At 66.6% G+C, this 18,503-nt stretch carries 17 protein-coding genes; 7 read left to right on the top strand and 10 right to left on the bottom strand.

Annotation, left to right across the window (positions count from 1 at the left end):
• Positions 1-16: 16 nt before the first annotated feature.
• Both acpS and ACWIGM_RS29530 read right to left on the bottom strand, forming a co-directional pair.
• Complete coding sequence (gene acpS, locus ACWIGM_RS29525; RefSeq protein WP_454029553.1) at positions 17-421, bottom strand: holo-ACP synthase; 405 nt, start codon at positions 419-421, stop codon at positions 17-19.
• 9 nt (positions 422-430) lie between these two features.
• Entirely contained in the window at positions 431-1,183 is a 753-nt protein-coding gene (locus ACWIGM_RS29530; RefSeq protein ID WP_454029669.1) for a pyridoxine 5'-phosphate synthase, read from the bottom strand.
• Between the two features lie 204 nt (positions 1,184-1,387).
• On the opposite strand from ACWIGM_RS29530, the gene ACWIGM_RS29535 reads away from it, so the two are divergent.
• The 3 genes from ACWIGM_RS29535 to ACWIGM_RS29545 all read left to right on the top strand — a co-directional run bounded on the left by ACWIGM_RS29535 (position 1,388) and on the right by ACWIGM_RS29545 (position 6,054).
• The gene (locus ACWIGM_RS29535; RefSeq protein WP_454029554.1) at positions 1,388-3,091 is read left to right on the top strand and encodes an ATP-binding protein; all 1,704 of its coding nucleotides are present in this window, start codon (positions 1,388-1,390) and stop codon (positions 3,089-3,091) included.
• A gap of 209 nt (positions 3,092-3,300) precedes the next feature.
• Entirely contained in the window at positions 3,301-3,690 is a 390-nt protein-coding gene (gene rpoZ, locus ACWIGM_RS29540; protein ID WP_057192190.1) for a DNA-directed RNA polymerase subunit omega, read from the top strand.
• A 156-nt stretch (positions 3,691-3,846) separates the two neighbouring features.
• Complete coding sequence (locus tag ACWIGM_RS29545; protein WP_454029670.1) at positions 3,847-6,054, top strand: RelA/SpoT family protein; 2,208 nt, start codon at positions 3,847-3,849, stop codon at positions 6,052-6,054.
• A gap of 118 nt (positions 6,055-6,172) precedes the next feature.
• Here the strand turns inward: ACWIGM_RS29545 and ACWIGM_RS29550 are convergent, their stop codons facing one another.
• Positions 6,173-7,015, bottom strand: coding sequence for a LysR substrate-binding domain-containing protein (locus ACWIGM_RS29550; protein WP_454029555.1), 843 nt, complete (start codon positions 7,013-7,015; stop codon positions 6,173-6,175).
• A 118-nt stretch (positions 7,016-7,133) separates the two neighbouring features.
• On the opposite strand from ACWIGM_RS29550, the gene ACWIGM_RS29555 reads away from it, so the two are divergent.
• The 3 genes from ACWIGM_RS29555 (at position 7,134) to parC (ending at position 10,893) form a co-directional block, all read left to right on the top strand.
• The gene (locus ACWIGM_RS29555) at positions 7,134-7,517 is read left to right on the top strand and encodes a tautomerase family protein (RefSeq protein ID WP_454029556.1); all 384 of its coding nucleotides are present in this window, start codon (positions 7,134-7,136) and stop codon (positions 7,515-7,517) included.
• A gap of 243 nt (positions 7,518-7,760) precedes the next feature.
• Complete coding sequence (gene recO, locus ACWIGM_RS29560) at positions 7,761-8,489, top strand: DNA repair protein RecO (protein ID WP_454029557.1); 729 nt, start codon at positions 7,761-7,763, stop codon at positions 8,487-8,489.
• Positions 8,490-8,646: 157 nt separating this feature from the next.
• Positions 8,647-10,893, top strand: coding sequence for a DNA topoisomerase IV subunit A (gene parC / locus ACWIGM_RS29565; RefSeq protein ID WP_454029558.1), 2,247 nt, complete (start codon positions 8,647-8,649; stop codon positions 10,891-10,893).
• Positions 10,894-11,084: 191 nt separating this feature from the next.
• Here the strand turns inward: parC and ACWIGM_RS29570 are convergent, their stop codons facing one another.
• Both ACWIGM_RS29570 and ACWIGM_RS29575 read right to left on the bottom strand, forming a co-directional pair.
• Complete coding sequence (locus ACWIGM_RS29570; RefSeq protein WP_454029559.1) at positions 11,085-11,690, bottom strand: outer membrane protein; 606 nt, start codon at positions 11,688-11,690, stop codon at positions 11,085-11,087.
• 89 nt (positions 11,691-11,779) lie between these two features.
• On the bottom strand, positions 11,780-12,766 hold the full coding sequence (locus tag ACWIGM_RS29575; protein WP_454029560.1) for a DUF2336 domain-containing protein: 987 nt from the start codon (positions 12,764-12,766) through the stop codon (positions 11,780-11,782).
• A 371-nt stretch (positions 12,767-13,137) separates the two neighbouring features.
• Here ACWIGM_RS29575 and ACWIGM_RS29580 point away from each other — a divergent pair, with 371 nt between their 5' ends.
• Positions 13,138-14,742 carry an OpgD/OpgG family glucan biosynthesis protein gene (locus ACWIGM_RS29580; RefSeq protein ID WP_454029561.1) on the top strand — a complete coding sequence of 535 codons (1,605 nt, stop codon included), beginning with the start codon at positions 13,138-13,140 and terminating at the stop codon, positions 14,740-14,742.
• 25 nt (positions 14,743-14,767) lie between these two features.
• Here ACWIGM_RS29580 and ACWIGM_RS29585 read toward each other — a convergent pair whose 3' ends face one another.
• The 5 genes from ACWIGM_RS29585 to ACWIGM_RS29605 all read right to left on the bottom strand — a co-directional run bounded on the left by ACWIGM_RS29585 (position 14,768) and on the right by ACWIGM_RS29605 (position 18,367).
• Positions 14,768-15,694, bottom strand: coding sequence for a hypothetical protein (locus ACWIGM_RS29585; protein ID WP_454029562.1), 927 nt, complete (start codon positions 15,692-15,694; stop codon positions 14,768-14,770).
• A gap of 65 nt (positions 15,695-15,759) precedes the next feature.
• Complete coding sequence (locus ACWIGM_RS29590) at positions 15,760-16,122, bottom strand: peptidoglycan-binding domain-containing protein (RefSeq protein WP_454029563.1); 363 nt, start codon at positions 16,120-16,122, stop codon at positions 15,760-15,762.
• Between the two features lie 84 nt (positions 16,123-16,206).
• Positions 16,207-17,406 (bottom strand): UxaA family hydrolase, encoded by a 1,200-nt coding sequence (locus ACWIGM_RS29595; protein WP_454029564.1) that lies wholly within the window; start codon positions 17,404-17,406, stop codon positions 16,207-16,209.
• Positions 17,403-17,720, bottom strand: a complete 318-nt coding sequence (locus tag ACWIGM_RS29600; protein WP_454029565.1) for a UxaA family hydrolase — start codon at positions 17,718-17,720, stop codon at positions 17,403-17,405. Before ACWIGM_RS29600 ends, ACWIGM_RS29595 begins: the two co-directional genes overlap by 4 nt.
• Positions 17,720-18,367 carry an RraA family protein gene (locus ACWIGM_RS29605; protein ID WP_454029566.1) on the bottom strand — a complete coding sequence of 216 codons (648 nt, stop codon included), beginning with the start codon at positions 18,365-18,367 and terminating at the stop codon, positions 17,720-17,722. The genes ACWIGM_RS29600 and ACWIGM_RS29605 overlap by 1 nt, the downstream gene beginning before the upstream one ends.
• Positions 18,368-18,503 lie beyond the last annotated feature (136 nt).

An 18,503-nucleotide genomic window follows, 5' to 3' on the forward strand; every position in this document is an offset into this window, starting at 1 on the left:
AGAAACGCTTCCGGGGTCAGGCCCGTATGGGCCTGGCCTCGATCACCACGAAGGCCTGTGCCAGCGGCGGATCGTCGGTCAGCGAGACATGCACGACCGCCTCATGGCCGGGCGGTACCATTTCGGCGAGACGCGCTGCGGCGCCGCCGGTGAGCCGCATGGTCGGCCGTCCGCTCGGCAGGTTCACCACTTCCATGTCGCGCCAGAACACGCCCGAGCGTATCCCGGTGCCGAGCGCCTTCGAACAGGCCTCCTTGGCGGCGAAGCGGCGGGCATACGATGCCGCGCGCGTGGCACGGCGATCGGACTTGGCCTGCTCGCCAGCCGTGAAGATGCGCTGCGTGAAGCGCTCGCCGAAGCGGGCGAGCGAATTCTCGATGCGGCGGATGTCGCAGAGATCGGAGCCGATGCCGAGGATCATGCCAGCGGTCTAGCTGGCGGCGCGTCCCTCGTCCATCGCCCGCCGCATCACGGCGATCGCGGTCTCCAGCCCGACGAAGATCGCTTCGCCGATCAGGAAATGGCCGATGTTGAACTCGACGAAGGCGGGAACGCTAGCGAGCTTGCGGGCGGTATCGTAGTCGAGCCCATGGCCGGCATGGACTTCGAGGCCCAGCGAGGCCGCGAAGGCCGCGCCATTGGCGAGGCGTTGGAATTCGGCCTCAGCCTTGTCGGCATGGCCGTCGGCGACGGCATGGCACCAGGTCCCGGTGTGGAGTTCGACCACGGGGGCCCCGAGCTTCACCGCCATCGCGATCGGCGCCTCGTCTGCCTCGATGAACAGCGAGACGCGGCAGCCGGCGGCCTTCAGCCGCGCGATCGGAGCGGCGAGGGCATTTGCCTGGCCGACGACGTCGAGCCCGCCTTCGGTGGTGCGCTCCTCGCGCTTCTCCGGCACCAGGCAGGCGGCATGCGGCCTGAACCTCTCGGCGAGGCCGATCATCTCCGCCGTCGCAGCCATCTCGAAATTCAGCGGCTTGCTGAGCTCGCTTGCGAGCCTCTGCATGTCGGCGTCGCGAATATGGCGCCGATCCTCGCGCAGATGGGCGGTGATGCCGTCGGCGCCGGCCGCCACCGCGAGAAGGGCGGCGCGCACCGGATCGGGCAGGGCGCCGCCGCGCGCGTTCCGTACGGTCGCGACATGATCGATGTTCACGCCCAGGCGCAAGCGGTTCTGCATGATGGTCGTCCCCTCGTCCTTCGCCCTCTACGCCCCACCTCGCGCAGGTTCAAGGCAAGGGATGTGATCGACCCCGTCAGCATTTTTGATCGATAGGCACACGCAATGGGTGTATTAACCGAAATGGTCGCGAAAAATGCGGCATGGCTATTGTTAAGCCTCCGAAATTAGCCTCGGCGAGCTTCCGGAGATGTTTTCAGCGCTATCATGCAGCTTCCAGCGAACCATCGGCAGTTCGAAAGCGAGATCGCGCCCGACCGGCGCGACGTGAACCAGTCGGGCGACCGTGCGCTCGGGCGCGTGATCGCCTGTTCAGGCTCGCGCGCAACCATTGCGACCAGCGCCTCCGAGGCTGCGCCAAACACGCATGACGGTTGCGCCATCGGCCGCCTGCTTTCGATCAATCTCGGGAAAAGCCGTGTCGTCGGGCTGGTCTACGAGATGCGCGCGCTGCAGCCGACCTGGGACGAGGCGGGACCCAATACGATCGCGGTCGAGGTCGAGCTCCTCGGCGAAGTCGTCGATGGCGAGAACGGGACGGCGCATTTCGACAGCGGCATCACGACCTATCCGCCGATCGGTGCGCTGGCGCATCGTATTCGTTCGCGCGACCTGGAACACGTCCATGATCTCGGCCAACGCAAGGGCGTCGTCCTCGGCTCCCTGACCCAGGATGCGGCCGTCGCCGCGAGCGTCGATATCGAGCGCCTGCTGGCGCGCCATTTCGCCGTGCTCGGCACCACCGGTGTCGGCAAGTCGAGTGCCGTCGCATTGATCCTGCGCAAGGCGGTCGCGGCAAAGCCGAATCTGCGGGTGCTGATCCTCGATCCGCACAACGAGTACGCGCACGCCTTCCCCGACAATTCGGCGCGGATCGATGCGAGCACGCTCGACCTGCCGTTCTGGATCTTCCGCTTCGAGGAGTTCGCCGACATCGTCTTCCGCGGTCGGCCGCCGCTCGAGGACGAGGCCGAGATCCTGCGCGAGACCGTCGCCGTCGCGCGGGCCCGCTATCGCAATGTCTCGGCCCAGGACATGGCCCGCGATCTCGGCAGCAGCGTGCTGAAGCGGCCGCTCGATCTCGGCACGCGCCGGGCGCCGGATTCCGGCGGCGGCACTGGCCTGGCTACACCCTATCGCATCGCCGATCTTTTTGCCGCGATCGACGAGCTGATCGGGCTGCACGAGCTGCGCTATCCGCGCTCGGCCCTGCGCTCGCTGCGGGTGCGGCTGGAAGCTCTGCACAATGATCCGCGCTACGGCTTTCTGTTCGCCCATGCCAACAGCATGGAAACGATCGCGCCGGTGGTCAGCCAGATCTTCCGCGTGCCGCATCGGGGCCGGCCGATCACCGTGTTCCAGCTCGCCGGCCTGCCTTCGGAAGTCGTGAATGCCGTTGCGTCCGGCCTGGCAAGGGTCGCCTTCGATCTGGCCATGGCGAGTCGTGGCAGCTACGAGATCCTGCTGCTCTGCGAGGAGGCGCATCGCTACGCGCCGCAAGACCCGGCGCTGGGTTTCGCGCCGACGCGACAGGCGATCGCCCGCATCGCCAAGGAAGGGCGCAAATACGGCGCCTATCTCGGTGTCGTGACGCAGCGGCCCAGCGAGGTCGACGCGACGATCCTGTCGCAATGCTCGACCGTCTTCGCCATGCGCCTCGCCAACGATCGCGACCAGCAGATCATCCGCGCCGCGATTGCCGGAGCCTCGGCCAGCACCATCGCCTTCCTCTCCTCGATCGGGAATCGCGAGGCCATCGCCTTCGGAGAAGCGGTGGCCACGACGATGCGCATGCGCTTCCTGGAGCAGCGGCCGGAGGAACTGCCGGCCATGGCCGGTTATGTTCTCTCCGATACGGAACGCCGCGAGCCGCCGGTCGACGAGCTGGTCGCCCGCATGCGCGGGGGCTGACGATCGAGTTCGCCACCGAGCGGAACATGGCCAGCGCCGACGTCGAGGCCGTCCGGCAGCGGCTGAAGGCGGTGGCGGCGCCGTGATCCAGGCAAGGTGCGTCGATGCCATCGGCAAGCCGGTTCAAAACCTTGCATCCGCTGCGTTCAGCCTGTATGAGCGCCGTTCAACCTTTCCATCGCATCGCGCACGATCAGAAGGAGCCGCGAATGGCTCGCGTCACCGTTGAGGACTGCATCGACAAGGTCGAGAACCGCTTCGAGCTGGTTCTCCTCGCGAGCCACCGCGCCCGCATGATCGCTTCGGGCTCCTCGATCCTCGTCCAGCGCGACAACGACAAGAACCCGGTCGTCGCCCTGCGCGAGATCGCCGACGAGAAGCTCACCCCCGAGGATCTCAAGGAAGATCTGATCCACTCGCTGCAGAAGCATGTCGAGGTCGACGAGCCGGAGGCCGACACCGTGCCGCTGCTGACCTCGCAGTCGCACGTCGCCACCCCCGATTCCGAAGTCCAGTTCGATCGGATGAGCGAAGACGATCTGCTGCGTGGCCTCGATGGGCTCGTCCCGCCGACCGAGAGCGCCGACGACGAAGATTGAACCGTCGGAAAGCGTTGACGATATCTGCTAAAGCCCGGCCCTGCCGGGCTTTTTCATGCCTGCCACGCACGGATTGATCTTGCCGCGGCCTGCCGCGATCGTTGATATTGAAGCGAATCCAATCGAGTTGAGCGGTGGAGTTGCGCCCGCATGGGCATGATGCGGCAATATGAGCTTGTCGACCGGGTCAAGCGCTATAACCCGAACACCGACGAGGAGCTGCTCAACCGCGCCTATGTCTACGCCATGCGTGCGCACGGCACGCAGAAGCGCGCCTCCGGCGACCCGTTCTTCGCCCATCCGCTCGAAGTCGCGGCGATCCTGACCGAGCTGAAGCTCGACGACGCCACCATCGTCGCCGCCGTCCTGCACGACACCGTCGAGGACACCGAGGCGACGCTGGAGGAGATCGAGACCCTGTTCGGGCCCGATATCCGCCGCCTCGTCGACGGTCTCACCAAGATCAAGAAGCTCGACCTTGTCTCGAAGAAGGCGGCGCAGGGCGAGAACTTCCGCAAGCTCCTGCTCGCCATCGTCGACGATATCCGCGTGCTCCTGGTCAAGCTTGCCGACCGGCTGCACAACATGCGCACGCTCCATTACGTGCCGCCGGAAAAGCGCCTGCGCGTCGCCGAGGAGACGATCGAGATCTATGCGCCGCTCGCCGGCCGCATGGGCATGCAGGAGCTGCGTGAGGAGCTGGAGGAGCTCGCCTTCCGCCACATCAAGCCGCAGGCGCATGAGACCATCACCAAGCGGCTGGAAGAGGTGACCCAGCGCGAGGGCAAGGTCATCGGCGAGATCGAGAGCGATCTCAAGACCAAGCTCGCCGAGCGCGGTATCGAGGCGCAGGTCTATGGCCGGCGCAAGCGTCCCTATTCGATCTGGAAGAAGATGGAGCGCAAATCCGTCTCCTTCGAGCAGCTCTCCGACATCTTCGGCTTCCGCGTGATCGTCGACAAGCCGGAGGACTGCTACCGCGTGCTCGGCATCGTCCACATGACCTGGCCGATGGTTCCCGGCCGCTACAAGGACTACATCTCGACGCCGAAGCAGAACGACTACCGCTCGCTGCACACCACCGTGGTCGGCCCCGGCCGCCAGCGCGTCGAACTGCAGATTCGTACCGACGGGATGGACCGCGTCGCCGAGTTCGGCATTGCCGCCCATGCTCGCTACAAGGACGGGCGGACGGCCGGCGTCGTCGCCGCCGCCGATGAGAGCCGCGCTTATCAATGGCTGCGCCGCACCGTCGACCTCCTGGCCGAGGGCGACAATCCCGAGGAGTTCCTCGAGCACACCAAGCTCGAACTCTTCCATGACCAGGTCTTCTGCTTCACGCCCAAGGGCCGCCTGATCGCCTTGCCGCGCGGCGCGACGCCGATCGATTTCGCCTATGCGGTCCACACTGATGTCGGCAACACCGCGGTCGGCGCCAAGATCAACGGCCGGATCGCGCCGCTATTGACCGAGCTCCAGAACGGCGACGAGGTCGAGATCACCCGCGCCGAGGGCCAGGCCCCACCGGCCGCCTGGGAATCGCTGGTGGTCACCGGCAAGGCGCGCGCCGCCATCCGCCGCGCCACCCGCGTCGCCGTGCGCCGGCAATATGCCGGGCTCGGCCGCCAGATCCTCGAGCGCGCCTTCATGCGCGCCGAGCGGCCCTTCACCGACGACAAGCTCAAGGCGGCGCTGAAGCGGCTCGCTCGCACGGCGGTTGACGACGTGCTCGCAGCCGTCGGGCGCGGCGAGATGTTCTCCGGCGATGTGGTGCGGGCGGTCTACCCCGATCTCGAGCCGGAGAAGCGCGCGACCGGCGAGGCCAAGGCGCCGCCACCCGGCAAGGGCTGGTTCGAACTGCGCCAGGGCGAGAACCTCAAGTTCAAGCTGCCGAACGAGACACCGGGCAGCGATGCGATCCCGATCCGCGGCCTTGGCGGCGATCTGCCGGTGCGCTTCGCGCCGGGTGGCGGCGCCGTGCCGGGCGATCGCATCGTCGGCATCCTGACGCCGGGCGAGGCGGTGACGATCTATCCGATCCAGTCGCCCTCGCTCGCCGCCTTCGACAACGAGCCGGAGCGCTGGCTGGATGTGCGCTGGGATCTCGACGACAAGCGCCCGCAGCGCTTCCCGGCGCGCATCGCGCTCAACTCGATCAACGAGCCGGGCTCGCTCGCCCAGATCACCACCACCATCGCCGAGCATGACGGCAATATCGACGCCGTCTCGATGGTCCGTCCGACGCCGGACTTCACTGACGTCACCATCGACCTGACGGTCTGGGACCTGAAGCATCTCAGCGCGATCATCAGCGAACTGCGCGAGAAGCGGGTGATCAGCCGGGTCGAGAGGGTGGTGGCTTAAGCACTCCCGTCATGGTCGGGCTTGTCCCGGCCATCCACGCCTTCCTTCGGGAAGAGCAGTGTTCAAGACATGGATGCTCGCCACAAGGGCGAGCATGACGGTTCGGGATGCGGCCCGCTCACCCCGTCCGGAACGCCGCCGCGAGCTCCCTGACGAAGGCGTTGGCGCGTGGCGTCGCGACATTGCTGCGCAGCACGACGTCGAAGGTATCCAGCGCCGGCAATCCCCAGCCCGGACCGAGATCGACCGCTCCGCGCGGCGCGATCCGGGGGGCCAGCGGCGAGATGCCGAGTCCGCCTTCGATCGCCGCCAGCACCGCCGCCATGCCGCCGCCGATGAAGGCCTCGCGCCAGGTCAGGCCGGCGCTGTCGAGCGCGTCCATGGCGTGGCGGCGCAGGCCGCATTCAGGCATCAGGCTGACCAGCGGCACCGGCCCGTCGGGCTTCGTCAGCGACGGCGCGCCGAACCAGCTGAACGTATCGCGCCGCAGCACCTCGCCGGTGCGCCCCGGTCCGAGCCGGCGCACCACTGCGACATCGAGCTCGCCGCGCTCGAAGGCCGTGTCGAGCGCTGCCGAGGGCTCGATGCGCAAGCCGATCACCAGCGAGGGATCGTGCCGGGCAAGCCGCGCCAGCAGGGCAGGGGCGTCGGCCCCGACCGCCTGCTCGCTGATCCCGATGCTGATGCGCTCCTGGACCTGCTGGAACGAGGTCCGCGCCCGCTCATGCGCCGCCATCAGCTCACGCGCCGCCGGCAGGAAGCGCTCGCCCTCGGCGGTCAGCCGGACGAGCCGCGGATGCCGCTGCAGCAGCAGCTGGCCGAGCGCTTCCTCCAGCTTCTTGATGCGCGTCGAGACCAGCGACTGCGCTGTGCCGAGCGCCTCAGCGGCGCGGGTGAAGCTGCTGAACTCCGCCGCGCGCAGGAAGGCGGCAACGCCGTCGAGATCAAGTGTGGTGCTCATGATAAATCTGAATTCGAGATTATTGATATCATCAAAGATACTGTTTTCAGATTATCATTTCAAGCCTAGGTTGAAGACGTCGGCGGCAGAGACCGCCCCTCGCTTCATGGAGCCCATCATGCCTCTGATCCGGATTTCGATGCGCCGCGGCCGCCCGGCCTCGCATCCCGCCGCCATCGTCGACGGTGTCTATCGTGCCCTGCGCGCGACCTTCGAGGTGCCGGAGAACGACCTCTTCGCCGCGGTGCACCAGCACGAGGCCGAGGAGTTCATCTTCGACAACAACTATTTCGGCTTCAACCGCAGCGACGCTCTGGTGATCATCCAGCTCTATGTCGCCAACACCCGCGGCGTCAGCCAGAAGAAGGCGCTCTATGCGGCCATCGCCGAGAACCTGCAGAAGGAGCCGGGGCTGAAGCCCGACGACATCTTCATCAACCTCGTCGAGGTCAAGCGCGAGGACTGGTCGTTTGGGGGAGGGATCGCGCAGTACGTGGCGTGAATAGAAGTTGCCGGAGAAGGCGCGGGGAACCCTCTCCTGGAAGAAGAGGGCAGGGTGAGGTGTAGTCCGTAGGACCAGTGCCGCGAGCGCCGACCGCGCGGTCGGGTTCAGGCCAATGTTTTCAGTCCGAGCACCTCACCCCTACCCCTCTCCTTCCAGGAGAGGGGATCCCGCGCTTCTGCTGACAACGTTGTGCCTGCGGGCACTGGAAACATCACCCGTATTCGCCCTAACTCTCCCCGCATGGAATGGAGCGACGAGGGCACGATCATCGGCGTCAGGCGTCATGGCGAGAACGCCGTGATCCTGGAGGTGATGACGCGTGACCATGGCCGTCATCTCGGCCTCGTCCGCGGTGGCCGTTCCAGCAAGCAGCAGCCGGTGCTGCAGCCGGGCAATCTCGTCTCGCTGACCTGGCGGGCCCGCCTCGACGAGCATCTCGGCGAATACAAGGTCGAGCTCCTGACCTCGCATGCGGCGCGTTTGATGGCGCAGCCGGTCGCTCTCTACGGGCTCGCCAATGTCGCAGGGCTCCTGCGCCTGCTGCCCGAGCGTGATCCGCATCCCGGCCTTTATGAGGGCCTCTCGGTGCTGCTCGCCCATCTCGACGAGATCGCGATCGCGCCGGCGCTGATGGTGCGCTTCGAGCTCGCCATGCTCTCCGAGCTCGGCTACGGGCTCTCGCTCGAACGCTGCGCCGTCACCGGGCTGCGCGAGGACCTCACCCATGTCTCGCCAAAGTCAGGCAAGGCGGTGAGCCGCAAGGCGGCCGAGCCCTATCTCGATCGGCTCCTCGGCCTGCCGGCCTTCCTCAGCGAGGGGCAGGGCGCGCGCCGGCCGGCCCCGGCCGAGATCGCCGCGGGCTTTGCGCTCACCGGTTTCTTCCTGCGCCGAGACCTCTATGAGCCACGCGGCCTGCAGGAGCCGCCGGAGCGGGCGCGGCTGCTGGAGCTGGCGGCGAGAATCCACTGATTTCCGCTGATTTTCCGGCGCCGGCGCTTTGCGTCGCTTGCATCGCGGCTGCATCGTTGCATCAAGTGATTCGGGCCCTTATTCCCTCGTTGTTGCGAGGTATGGACCGGTGTCGGCTCCAACAGAGCTGCGCGTCGAACTAGGTTGGTAGAGAAGCATGGGCAAACCCGTCGAGCCGCCTCCGGAGGAGGAAGCCGAACGCGTCGATCTGAAGAGCGCGCTCGAAGAGCGCTATCTCGCCTATGCGCTGTCGACGATCATGCATCGCGCCTTGCCGGACGCGCGCGATGGCTTGAAGCCCGTCCATCGCCGCATCCTGCACGCCATGCGCCTGCTCCGGCTCGACCCCGGCCAGGTTCACAAGAAATGCGCCCGCATCGTCGGCGACGTCATCGGCAAGTTCCACCCGCATGGCGACCAGTCGGTCTACGACGCGCTGGTGCGCCTCGCCCAGGACTTCGCCCAGCGCTACCCGCTCGTCGACGGCCAGGGCAATTTCGGCAATATCGACGGTGATAACGCCGCCGCCTACCGCTACACCGAAGCGCGCATGACCGAGGTCGCGCGCCTCCTGCTCGACGGGATCGAGGAGGACGCGGTCGATTTCCGCGAGACCTACAACGGCGAGGACGAGGAGCCGATGGTGCTCCCGGCCGCCTTCCCGAACCTGCTCGCCAATGGCTCGCAGGGCATCGCGGTCGGCATGGCGACCTCGATCCCGCCGCACAACGCCGCCGAGCTCTGCGATGCCGCGCTCTATCTGATCCAGCATCCGGAGACGACCTCCGAGCAGTTGATGACCTTCGTGCCGGGACCCGACTTCCCGACCGGCGGCATCATCGTCGAGTCGCGCTCCTCGATGATCGAGACCTACCGGACTGGGCGCGGCGCCTTCCGCACCAGGGCGCGCTGGCATGTCGAGGATCAGGGCCGCGGCACCTGGTTCGTCGTCGTCACCGAGATTCCCTATGGAGTCTCGAAGGGCCGGCTGATCGAGAAGATCGCCGAATTGCTCAACGAACGGAAGCTGCCGCTGGTCGCCGACCTGCGCGACGAGTCGGCCGAGGATATCCGCGTCGTCATCGAGCCGCGTGCGCGCAATGTCGATGCCAACCTGATGATGGAATCGCTCTTCAGGCTCTCCGAGCTGGAAGCGCGCATTCCGATGAACATGAACGTGCTGACCGGCGGCGTGGTGCCGCGCGTGCTCAGCCTGGCTGAAGCGTTGCGGGCCTGGCTCGACCATCGCCGCGAGGTCCTGCAGCGGCGTTCGCGCTTCCGCCTCGGCCAGATCGAGAAGCGCCTCGAAATCCTCGCCGGCCTGCTGATCGTCTATCTCGACCTCGACAGGGTGATCAAAATCATCCGTGAGGAGGACGAGCCGAAGATCGAGCTGATGAAGGTGTTCGCGCTCAACGAGGTGCAGGCCAATGCCATCCTCGACACCCGCCTGCGCGCCCTGCGCAAGCTCGAGGAGATGCAGCTCAAGACCGAGTTCGACGAGCTGACCCAGGAGAAGGGCCAGGTCGAGGGCCTGCTCGCCTCCGAGGCGCAGCAGTGGAAGACCATCTCCTGGGACATCCGCGAGGTGAAGAAGCTGTTCGGTCCGGAGACAGCGATCGGCAAGCGTCGCACCAGCTTCGCCGACATGCCCGACACCGCCGATATCGACCTGACCCAGGCCATGGTCGAGCGCGAGCCGGTGACGGTGGTGATCTCGAAGAAGGGCTGGATCCGGGCGCTGAAGGGCCATGTCCAGGACCTCTCGACCCTGTCGTTCAAGGGCGATGACGGCCTGCGCACCGCCTTCTTCAGCGAGACGACGTCCAAGATCTTGGTGATGGCGACCAACGGCAAGGTCTTCACGCTGGAGGCCTCGAAGCTGCCCGGCGGGCGCGGCTTCGGCGACCCGATCCGGCTGATGATCGAGCTGGAGGAGAGCGCCGAGATCGTCGCTGCCTTCCCTTACAAGGCGGGTTTGAAGCTTCTGGTCGCCAGCACGGAAGGGCGCGGCTTCGTCGTGCCGACCGACGATGTCGTCGCCAACACCCGCAAGGGCAAGCAGGTGCTGAACATCGAGGCACCGGTCGAGGCGATGCTCGTCGTGCCGGCCGAGGGCGACCATGTCGCGATCATCGGCCAGAATCGCAAGCTGCTCTGCTTCCCGATCTCCGAGGTCGCGGAGATGAGCCGCGGCAAGGGCGTCAAGCTGCAGCGCTACAAGGATGGTGGCCTGTCCGACGCCAAGACCTTCAAGCTGGAGGACGGGCTGACCTGGCTCGACACGTCCGGCCGCACCTGGACGGTAGCGCAGGCCGAACTGCTCGAATGGCTAGGCCACCGCGCCGAAGCCGGCCGCCTGCCGCCCAAGGGCTTCCCGAAGAACAACAAGTTCGGGGGATGATGGAGAGCGTCATGCTGGGGCTCGGCCCGAGCATCTCAGGCCGGAGGAGGCTCCGGTGGCCTATTCGTCACGATTCTTGGGTCGGCGCTTCGCCTTGCCAGAAAACGGCTCTATTTCAAGGATTTAGAGAATTTTTCTGACTCGCCTCGCCAGCCGCTTGAATCAAGCTGGCAGCGCCTTGAATCGCTGCCTCAGCGGATCGCGGACCCGACCACGCCGACTTCGAGTCCGAGCGTGATGTTGTTGGTCACGGCCCATTCGATGCCGGCGCGTGCCTCTGGCCTGACAGCGATGTCGGAGCGCGAGAACGGCGCCGAGAACGAGGTTGCGCCATAGCGGAAGGTCTCGTTGGCCGCGGCCAGGCCGACCGTGGTGTAGAGCAGCACGTCGGGCGTTGCGAACACGCCGGCCTTGAGCTGGAAGATGCCGGCGATGTCGCGGGTGTAGCTCGCCTGGTTGAAGCCTGGATTGGCGTAGCCGCCGAAGGACGGGGAGAATTCGAGCGCGCCGGAGATGCCGTAGACGAAATCGCCGTCGCGCCACATCTTGCCGGCTTCCAGCCCGATCACCGGTCCGGCCGAGGTGCCGAAATGCTTCGAGCTGGTGACCTGGAAGCCGCTGGAGATGCGGGCATAGGAGCCTTCCCACTTGACGCCGCCGGGCGACAGGGTCGGCTGCGACCAGGCGAAGGAAGGCAGGATGCCGAAGCCGGAGAGCGGCAGGAAGGCCTGCGCCTGCGCCGGAGTTCCGATCGCGATCAGCGCCGCCAGGGCGGCACCAGCCGAAAGAAGCTTCATGCGTGCGGTGCCTGCGGCCAGGATCATGCTCATGGCTTAGCAGGTGAGGGCGGGATTGTCGCGCTTTTGTGGCGCAATGCTCTGTCGACTCAGGCCACCTTGGTCTTCAGGCGCAGGAAGCGCATCGTCCGCTCGGCGGTGGCAAGGTCGAGCTGGACATAGTTGGTGAGGTCGTCCTCGATGTCCTTGGCCTTGAAGTAGAGCCGCCGCCCGCGCAGCAGCAGCACGGCGTGGAAGGTGTCCTTGCCGAGTTCGAGCGTACGCGCCAGCACGGCGATGCCGCTGACGTCGCGTTGCATCAGCACGCGCAGGGCCTGCTCGTTGGTGACGTCGGCGCGGGTCGCGATCACCTGCGCGAGATGGAAGGCGCGATCCTCCTCCGCCAGCATGGTCACGACCTCGTCGAGGCTGCGTTCTCCTGCTTGCAGGTCGGCGATCAGCAGCCGGACCTCGCGACGCTGCTGCCGGGCCTGCCGCGCCATCATCGCGGTCTGATGCGAGCGCGCCTCGGCTGCTGGATCGGACATCTGCTCGACGATGCGCAGCACGCGCTCGGCGCGCTGCGGCGACAGGTCGGAGCGGCGTGCCAGCGCTTCGCCCACCGCCGTGTCGTCGCCGCCCCGCTGCAGCAGCCGGTCGAAGCCCTGGTCCGAGAACTGGGCGCCCTCGTTGCCGGACACCGTGCGCAGCACGGTCGAGTCGCCGCGCTCGACCAGGATGTCCGTGACACCTTCCGACAGGCGAGCGCGCTCGGCGATGGCCGCGAGATGCTCCTGCGTCTGGCTGATGGCGATGGCGGCGAGGTCGGTGTCGGTCAGAACCGGCGAGAGCTTGAGGACGAGCCGCGCGACCTCGCTGTCGGTATCGTTCGCCAGCGATACCGCGACCTGGTGCGGCAAGGTGTCCGTCTCGGCGACGGAATCGGCGTAATCGCGGCGCCCCTGCATGTCCAGATGCGGCAACGAGCGCAGCGCGATGTCACCGTAATGCTCCTTCGATTCCTCGCTCGGATCGGTGTCGAGCAGGAACAGGTCGGTGACGGCGTTGAGGAGCTTGCGCCGGGATTCGGAGGACATCTCCGCGGGCATCCGGGTGAGGTTCTGGAGCATTGGCGCGGATTCCGGCGAAGTATCACGATTGCGGCAATGGCCGGACGTTACGGCGCTCCATTTGATTTAGTCTTAAGCCGACCGAAGAATTGGCAGTACTTTCAGTACAATTGCGCATATCGCTGGTTGTGTTGATGATTTTCGCGCAACCTCTATGGCGTATCGGCCGCTTCGCCGATGGAACAACGCCGTCCGCCTGACGTTGGCAGATCGCCGCCCATCCGCGGCCCGTCGAGCCAGCGACAATGCGGAGTGTGATGACAAGCCGGTCAGGAACGCAGAGCTCCCCCTTCGGAGACTATTCGCGACGAGCCGCGGCCGAGCCGTCGCGTCGCGCAATGCTGGTCGCCCTGGCCGCGATCGGCCTCGCCCCATCTGCCCATGCCCAGGACGCGCGCCCGCCGGCCGCCGCGCCGAACACGACGCCAGCCGAGCAAGGGCGCGGCAAGTTCGGCTACGAAGATGTCGTTCGTCAGGCTCGCGAGCTCGCGGCCCACCCCTTCGACACGAGCGCTCCCGCCATCCCGGAAGCACTGAAGTCGTTGAGCTATGACAGCTATCGCGAGATCAGGTTCCGCAGGGACAAGGCGCTCTGGCAGGATGGCGGTTCGGACTACCGCCTGCACCTGTTCCATCTCGGCTTTCTGCACGACAAGCCGGTGCCGATCTATGTGATCAGCGACGGCAACGCGATCCCACTGCCGTTCAACATGGCGCTGTTCGAATACGGCAAGGCCCAGATTCCGCAGAAGCTGCCACTCTCGCTTGGTTTCGCCGGCTTCGCTGTCACCACGACACTGAACGATCTGAAGGTGCAGGACGAGGTGATCTCGTTCCTCGGCGCCAGCTATTTCCGCTTCCTCGGGCGTGGCCATCGCTATGGCCTCTCGGCGCGCGCGCTCGCCCTCGATGTCGGCGGCGAGCAGGCCGAGGAGTTTCCGTTCTTTCGCGCGCTCTGGCTGGAGAAACCAAAACCCGACAGCGTCGACCTCGTCATCTTCGCCCTGCTCGATTCACCCTCGGTCAGCGGTGCATTCCGCTATGTCGTCACGCCCGGCCAGCAGACCAGCGTCGCCGTCACGGCGACGATCGTGCCGCGCCGGACGATCGAGCGCATCGGCATCGCGCCGCTGACCTCGATGTTCCTCGCCGGCGAGGGCGACCGCGAGCAGCGCACCGATTTCCGCCCGGAGGTCCACGATTCCGACGGGCTGATGCTGAAGACCGGCGCCGGGGAGTGGCTCTGGCGGCCGATCCGCAACCCGCAGGCGCTGACGATCTCCTCCTTCCACGATCGCAATCCGCGCGGCTTCGGCCTGATCCAGCGCGATCGTGAATTCGGCCACTACCAGGATCTGGAGGCGCATTACCACGCCCGCCCCGGATACTGGGTCGAACCATCGGGCGATTGGGGCGAGGGCCGCGTCGACCTGATCGAGATCCCGACCCAAGGCGAGGAATTCGACAACATCGTCTGTTGCTGGACGCCGAAGACGCCGTTGCCGACCGGCCAGCCGACCGAGCTGAACTACCGCATCACCTCCGTATCCACCACCGAGACGCTGCATAAGCTGGCGCAGGTGCAGAGCAGCATTGCCGCTCGCGAAGAGGTCGACGCGGCGGCAGGGTTGGCGAAGCGTCGCTTCATCGTCGACTTCAATGCCGGCGACCTCGAATACTATCTGTCCGATCCCAAGCGCGTCTCGGTGGTCGCGACGCTCTCGGCCGGCACCGTCGCCAGCGCGACGCTCGATCCGAACTTCGCGGCGAAGGGCTTCCGGGCGATCGTCGATGTCAGCGTACGCCCGGGCGAAAGCACCGATCTGCGCGTCTTCCTGAGGACGGCGAAGCACACGCTCAGCGAAACCTGGACGGCGTCCTGGACCGCGCCGGCTGTGCCCGCCGCGGCTGTGGATGCCGCCGCTCCGGCCGCGGGACGCTGAGCGAGGGATCGACCGCGCCGGCGGGCTACGGCGCCGGGAAGAAGTTGCTCGGCAGATTGCTGGGGCGTGCGGTCGACTCGGTCCGCACCGGCTCTCTTGCGCCCGCCCCGTAGCCCCGGTCGAAGGCGGTGCCGTCCTGCTCGTTGCAGGTCGGCCGCTGTGGGTTCTTGGCGATGGCCGCCGACTTGGGGAAGGCGGTGTTGTCGACCGCATCGGTGGTCGGCTGGCCGATATCGATGCGTGAGGTCACCATCGCGACCGTCGGCTTGGTGGTGGGGGAGGTCCAGCCCAGCGTGCCATGCCAGATGATGTGCCAGCCGATCCGCGCCAGATGATGCACCGTCGAGCCGCGTTCCCTTGCGACGAAATAGGCGATGAAGCCTTCGTCACGCCGGGCCGTGTGCAGGAAGTTCGGCGCAGGCACCTTGCTGTTGGTCTGGCGCAGGGGAAACGGGTTGTTGGGATGGTCGCCGAGCTTGTAGGTCACCAGGAAGCCCTTGGTGCCGGTGGTCTGGTCGGTGATGACCTGATTGCTCGGGTCGAAGATCATCTCGTCGACGGTCGGCAGGTCGCCGTCGCCGTCCAGCGATGGATTGGTGCCGAAGGCGGATTTGAGGTTGACGACGATGCTGCCTTCATTGGCCATCCGCCCGGCATAATGCGCCTCGTAGACCACGATGTCGGCGACCAGGATCATCCCGAACTCCCAATTGCTCATCAGGTCGATCTTGTCCTGCCGGTTGGCCGGATCGCCCGACATCAGCACGGTGCCGGTGCAGGTGATCATCGGGCCGGTATGGCCGGGGTGCCCCGCCGCTTCGTCGGCTGCTGCACGGCGTGCGCTGGTCGTGCAATGAAGCAAGGCGTGCTCGGTGCCGACATGGATGTCGGTGCGCGAGCCGCCCTTGCTGGCGGTGATCGTGGCAGTGCCGGGAGCGATCGCGACAACCATGGCTTCTCCTGCGGTTATCCGACTGTCTGATTTGCCGGGGGCTGCCCGGAGCCGGGCGTGTCGACTTAGCGAACCGCCGCGCTGTGCGTGCGCGCCTTGGCAGCTTCGGCGCGCCGGTTGAGGGCGCTCACCGCGATGATGGCGCGTTCCAGCGCCGCCATGGTCAGCGGCCCGACGATGGCGTCGGCGACGAGCCCATTGGCCGTCTGGAAACTGCGGACACGGTTTGCCGTCTCCGGGCCGAAGATGCCGTCGGGCAGGGTGCGGCCCTGGCCGGTCGAGTTCGGCATCGCCATGCCGAGGTCGATCAGGGCGAGCTGGATGATCGCGACGGCCTGGCCGTGCTCGCCCTGCTTCAAGGGCGGCGCGTTCTCGGCCGCCTTCCTGAGCCGGTCATTGTTCGAAAAGCGCGGCGAGCTGAGCGGCATGGTCTTGATCCTGCCCGTCCCCGATGACCCAAGGTTAGTTCGGGCTCCGGGGAGGGGTCAAGGATCGCGGCGCGGCTTTCGACCTCAGGCCGCCGGCAGGCAGGCCGGGCCGAGCGGCTCGAAGCTCTTATAGGTCAGGATGAACTCCTGATGGCCGAGCTCTTCCGACTTGGTCCGCCCGCCCTGCGCCAGCGAGACGACGAGGTCGCGGATCTCGGCACCGACCTCGTCGAGGCTGGCCCGGCCTTCGAGGATGCGGCCGGCATCGACGTCCATGTCGTCGCTCATCCGGCGATAGGTCTCCGGATTGGCGCAGATCTTGACGACCGGCGAGATCGCCGAGCCGACCACCGAGCCGCGGCCGGTGACGAACAGCACGCAATGCGCGCCGCAGGCGATCAGTTCGGCGATTTCGGCATTGTCGTTGATGTTGGGGAAGCCGAAGCGGACCTCGCCATCCGGCACCACGTCGAGCAGATAGAGCCCGCCGCGCGGCGGCACGTCACCGGGCTTCAACAGGCCCGAGATCGGCGATGCCCCCGACTTGGCATAGGCGCCCATCGACTTCTCCTCGATGGTCGAGAGCCCGCCCTCGGCATTGCCGGCGGCGAAGGAGCCATAACCCAGCGTCGCATAATAGCGCGCCGCCTTGGCAACGGATTTCTCGAGCTCGACGCCGAGCTCGGGCGTGATCGCGCGCGCCGCCATGATGTGCTCGCAGCCGATCAGTTCGCCGGTCTCCTCGAAGATGCAGGAGGCGCCCTCGGCGATGAGCTGGTCGAAGGCGCGTCCCGCGGCGGGGTTGCCGGTGATGCCGGAGGTGCCGTCGGAGCCACCGCAGACGGTGCCAATCACCAGCTCGCTGACCTGCATCGGCACGGTCTCGGCGGCATCGAGCGCGATGCGCTGCTCCTCGACCCAGGCGCGGCCCTCCTTGATCGAGGCGCGCGTGCCGCCGGTGCCCTGGATCACGATGGTCTTCACCGGCCGGCCGGTGGCGCGCACCACCCGCTCCAGCGCATACTTGTTGAAGCTCTCGCAGCCGAGCGAGACCAAGAGCACCGCCCCGACATTGGGATGGGTGCAGAGCTGCTCCATCATCCGCTCGGCATAGGGGTTGGGGTAGCAGCCCGGGAAGCCGATGGCGTGGACCTCGTGCTCGCGCCAGGGCAGGGCGATCTCGCGCGCGACATGATGGGCGCACTCGACGAGATAGGCGACGGCGACGACATTGCGGATGCCCTTGCGGCCGTCGCTGCGGAGGTAGCCTCTGAGCTCGCTCATTGTGCCGCTCCCGCCTTGCGTTCGTCCTCGAGATGATAGGTCGGCGTGTAGTCGCTCTTCATGTTCTGGACGTGGACATGGTGACCTGCGGCGATGGCGATCGTCGCCACGCCGATCGGCGCACCGTATTTCAGGATCTTCTCACCGGGCGCTATGGCGCGCCGGGCGATCTTGTGGGCGAGGGCGATGTCGCGGTCGATCACCGCCGGACCGCTGCCGGTCTCGATGGGCTCGCCCGCCGGCAGGCGGGTGCGCGCGACGAAGACGTTGTCGCGCGGGTCGAGCAGGATCAGGCGGGGATCGTGCTGGGACATCAGAACTTGCCGAACTGCAGATAGGCCTGCTGGGGGTCGGTGCCGGCGAGGATCGCGGTGCGGACCTTGTTCTCCGCCGAGATCGCCGTCTCGGATTTCTCCAGCACTTCCTCGATGATCTCGGCCGGAATGCAGACGACGCCGTCGCGGTCGGCGAGGATATAGTCGCCGGGCCGGATCCAGACCTCGCCGATCTTGATCGGCTCGTCGACCGCCTTGGGCAGCCAGACGCCGACGATGTCGCGCGGCGTATAGGCCTTGAAATAGGCCTGGAAGCCCATCTCGACCATGAATTCGGTATCGCGCGACAGACCGTCGATGACGCAGCCGCGCACGCCCTTGTTCTTCAGCGTTTCGGCCGAGAGTTCGCCCATCAGCGCGACCTCTTCGGTATTGGGCTGGCACACCCAGACATGGCCCGGCTTGGCGGCGGAGAGCAGGCCGGTCCAGCCGAGCAGGGTCTCGTGCGCATCGAAGTCGCCGGTCTTGCCCTCGACGGTGAAGGCCGGGCCAGCGAGCTTCACGCCGGGCAGCAGCGGACGCAGCGCCGGCGGCAGGGTGAAGTCCTTCAGGCCCATGGCGCGCATCGTGTCGTGAATGATGCCGGTGTAGCAGCGTTCGAGGCGCTCGGTCAGCGTATCCGTCATGTTTCCTCCGGTGCGGCCACTCCAGCGGCCTTGGGGGCACCTTGCGCAGAGCGGAGCACAGCGGGCAAGTGCGGATTCTGCAGCGCTGGCGTGCGTATTAAACGATTTAAATTGCCGAAACTGGCTTGTCTCGCGT

It is taken from the genome of Allobosea sp. NPDC055332, assembly GCF_053645455.1.

Excerpts from the sequence above, each read along its gene's own strand:
- acpS (WP_454029553.1), bottom strand. The coding sequence starts at position 421 with ATGATCCTCGGCATCGGCTCCGATCTCTGCGACATCCGCCGCATCGAG.
- ACWIGM_RS29535 (WP_454029554.1), top strand. The coding sequence starts at position 1,388 with ATGCAGCTTCCAGCGAACCATCGGCAGTTCGAAAGCGAGATCGCGCCC.
- rpoZ (WP_057192190.1), top strand. The coding sequence starts at position 3,301 with ATGGCTCGCGTCACCGTTGAGGACTGCATCGACAAGGTCGAGAACCGC.
- ACWIGM_RS29545 (WP_454029670.1), top strand. The coding sequence starts at position 3,847 with ATGATGCGGCAATATGAGCTTGTCGACCGGGTCAAGCGCTATAACCCG.
- ACWIGM_RS29550 (WP_454029555.1), bottom strand. The coding sequence starts at position 7,015 with ATGAGCACCACACTTGATCTCGACGGCGTTGCCGCCTTCCTGCGCGCG.
- ACWIGM_RS29555 (WP_454029556.1), top strand. The coding sequence starts at position 7,134 with ATGCCTCTGATCCGGATTTCGATGCGCCGCGGCCGCCCGGCCTCGCAT.
- recO (WP_454029557.1), top strand. The coding sequence starts at position 7,761 with ATGGAATGGAGCGACGAGGGCACGATCATCGGCGTCAGGCGTCATGGC.
- parC (WP_454029558.1), top strand. The coding sequence starts at position 8,647 with ATGGGCAAACCCGTCGAGCCGCCTCCGGAGGAGGAAGCCGAACGCGTC.
- ACWIGM_RS29570 (WP_454029559.1), bottom strand. The coding sequence starts at position 11,690 with ATGAAGCTTCTTTCGGCTGGTGCCGCCCTGGCGGCGCTGATCGCGATC.
- ACWIGM_RS29575 (WP_454029560.1), bottom strand. The coding sequence starts at position 12,766 with ATGTCCTCCGAATCCCGGCGCAAGCTCCTCAACGCCGTCACCGACCTG.
- ACWIGM_RS29580 (WP_454029561.1), top strand. The coding sequence starts at position 13,138 with ATGCTGGTCGCCCTGGCCGCGATCGGCCTCGCCCCATCTGCCCATGCC.
- ACWIGM_RS29585 (WP_454029562.1), bottom strand. The coding sequence starts at position 15,694 with ATGGTTGTCGCGATCGCTCCCGGCACTGCCACGATCACCGCCAGCAAG.
- ACWIGM_RS29590 (WP_454029563.1), bottom strand. The coding sequence starts at position 16,122 with ATGCCGCTCAGCTCGCCGCGCTTTTCGAACAATGACCGGCTCAGGAAG.
- ACWIGM_RS29595 (WP_454029564.1), bottom strand. The coding sequence starts at position 17,406 with ATGAGCGAGCTCAGAGGCTACCTCCGCAGCGACGGCCGCAAGGGCATC.
- ACWIGM_RS29600 (WP_454029565.1), bottom strand. The coding sequence starts at position 17,720 with ATGTCCCAGCACGATCCCCGCCTGATCCTGCTCGACCCGCGCGACAAC.
- ACWIGM_RS29605 (WP_454029566.1), bottom strand. The coding sequence starts at position 18,367 with ATGACGGATACGCTGACCGAGCGCCTCGAACGCTGCTACACCGGCATC.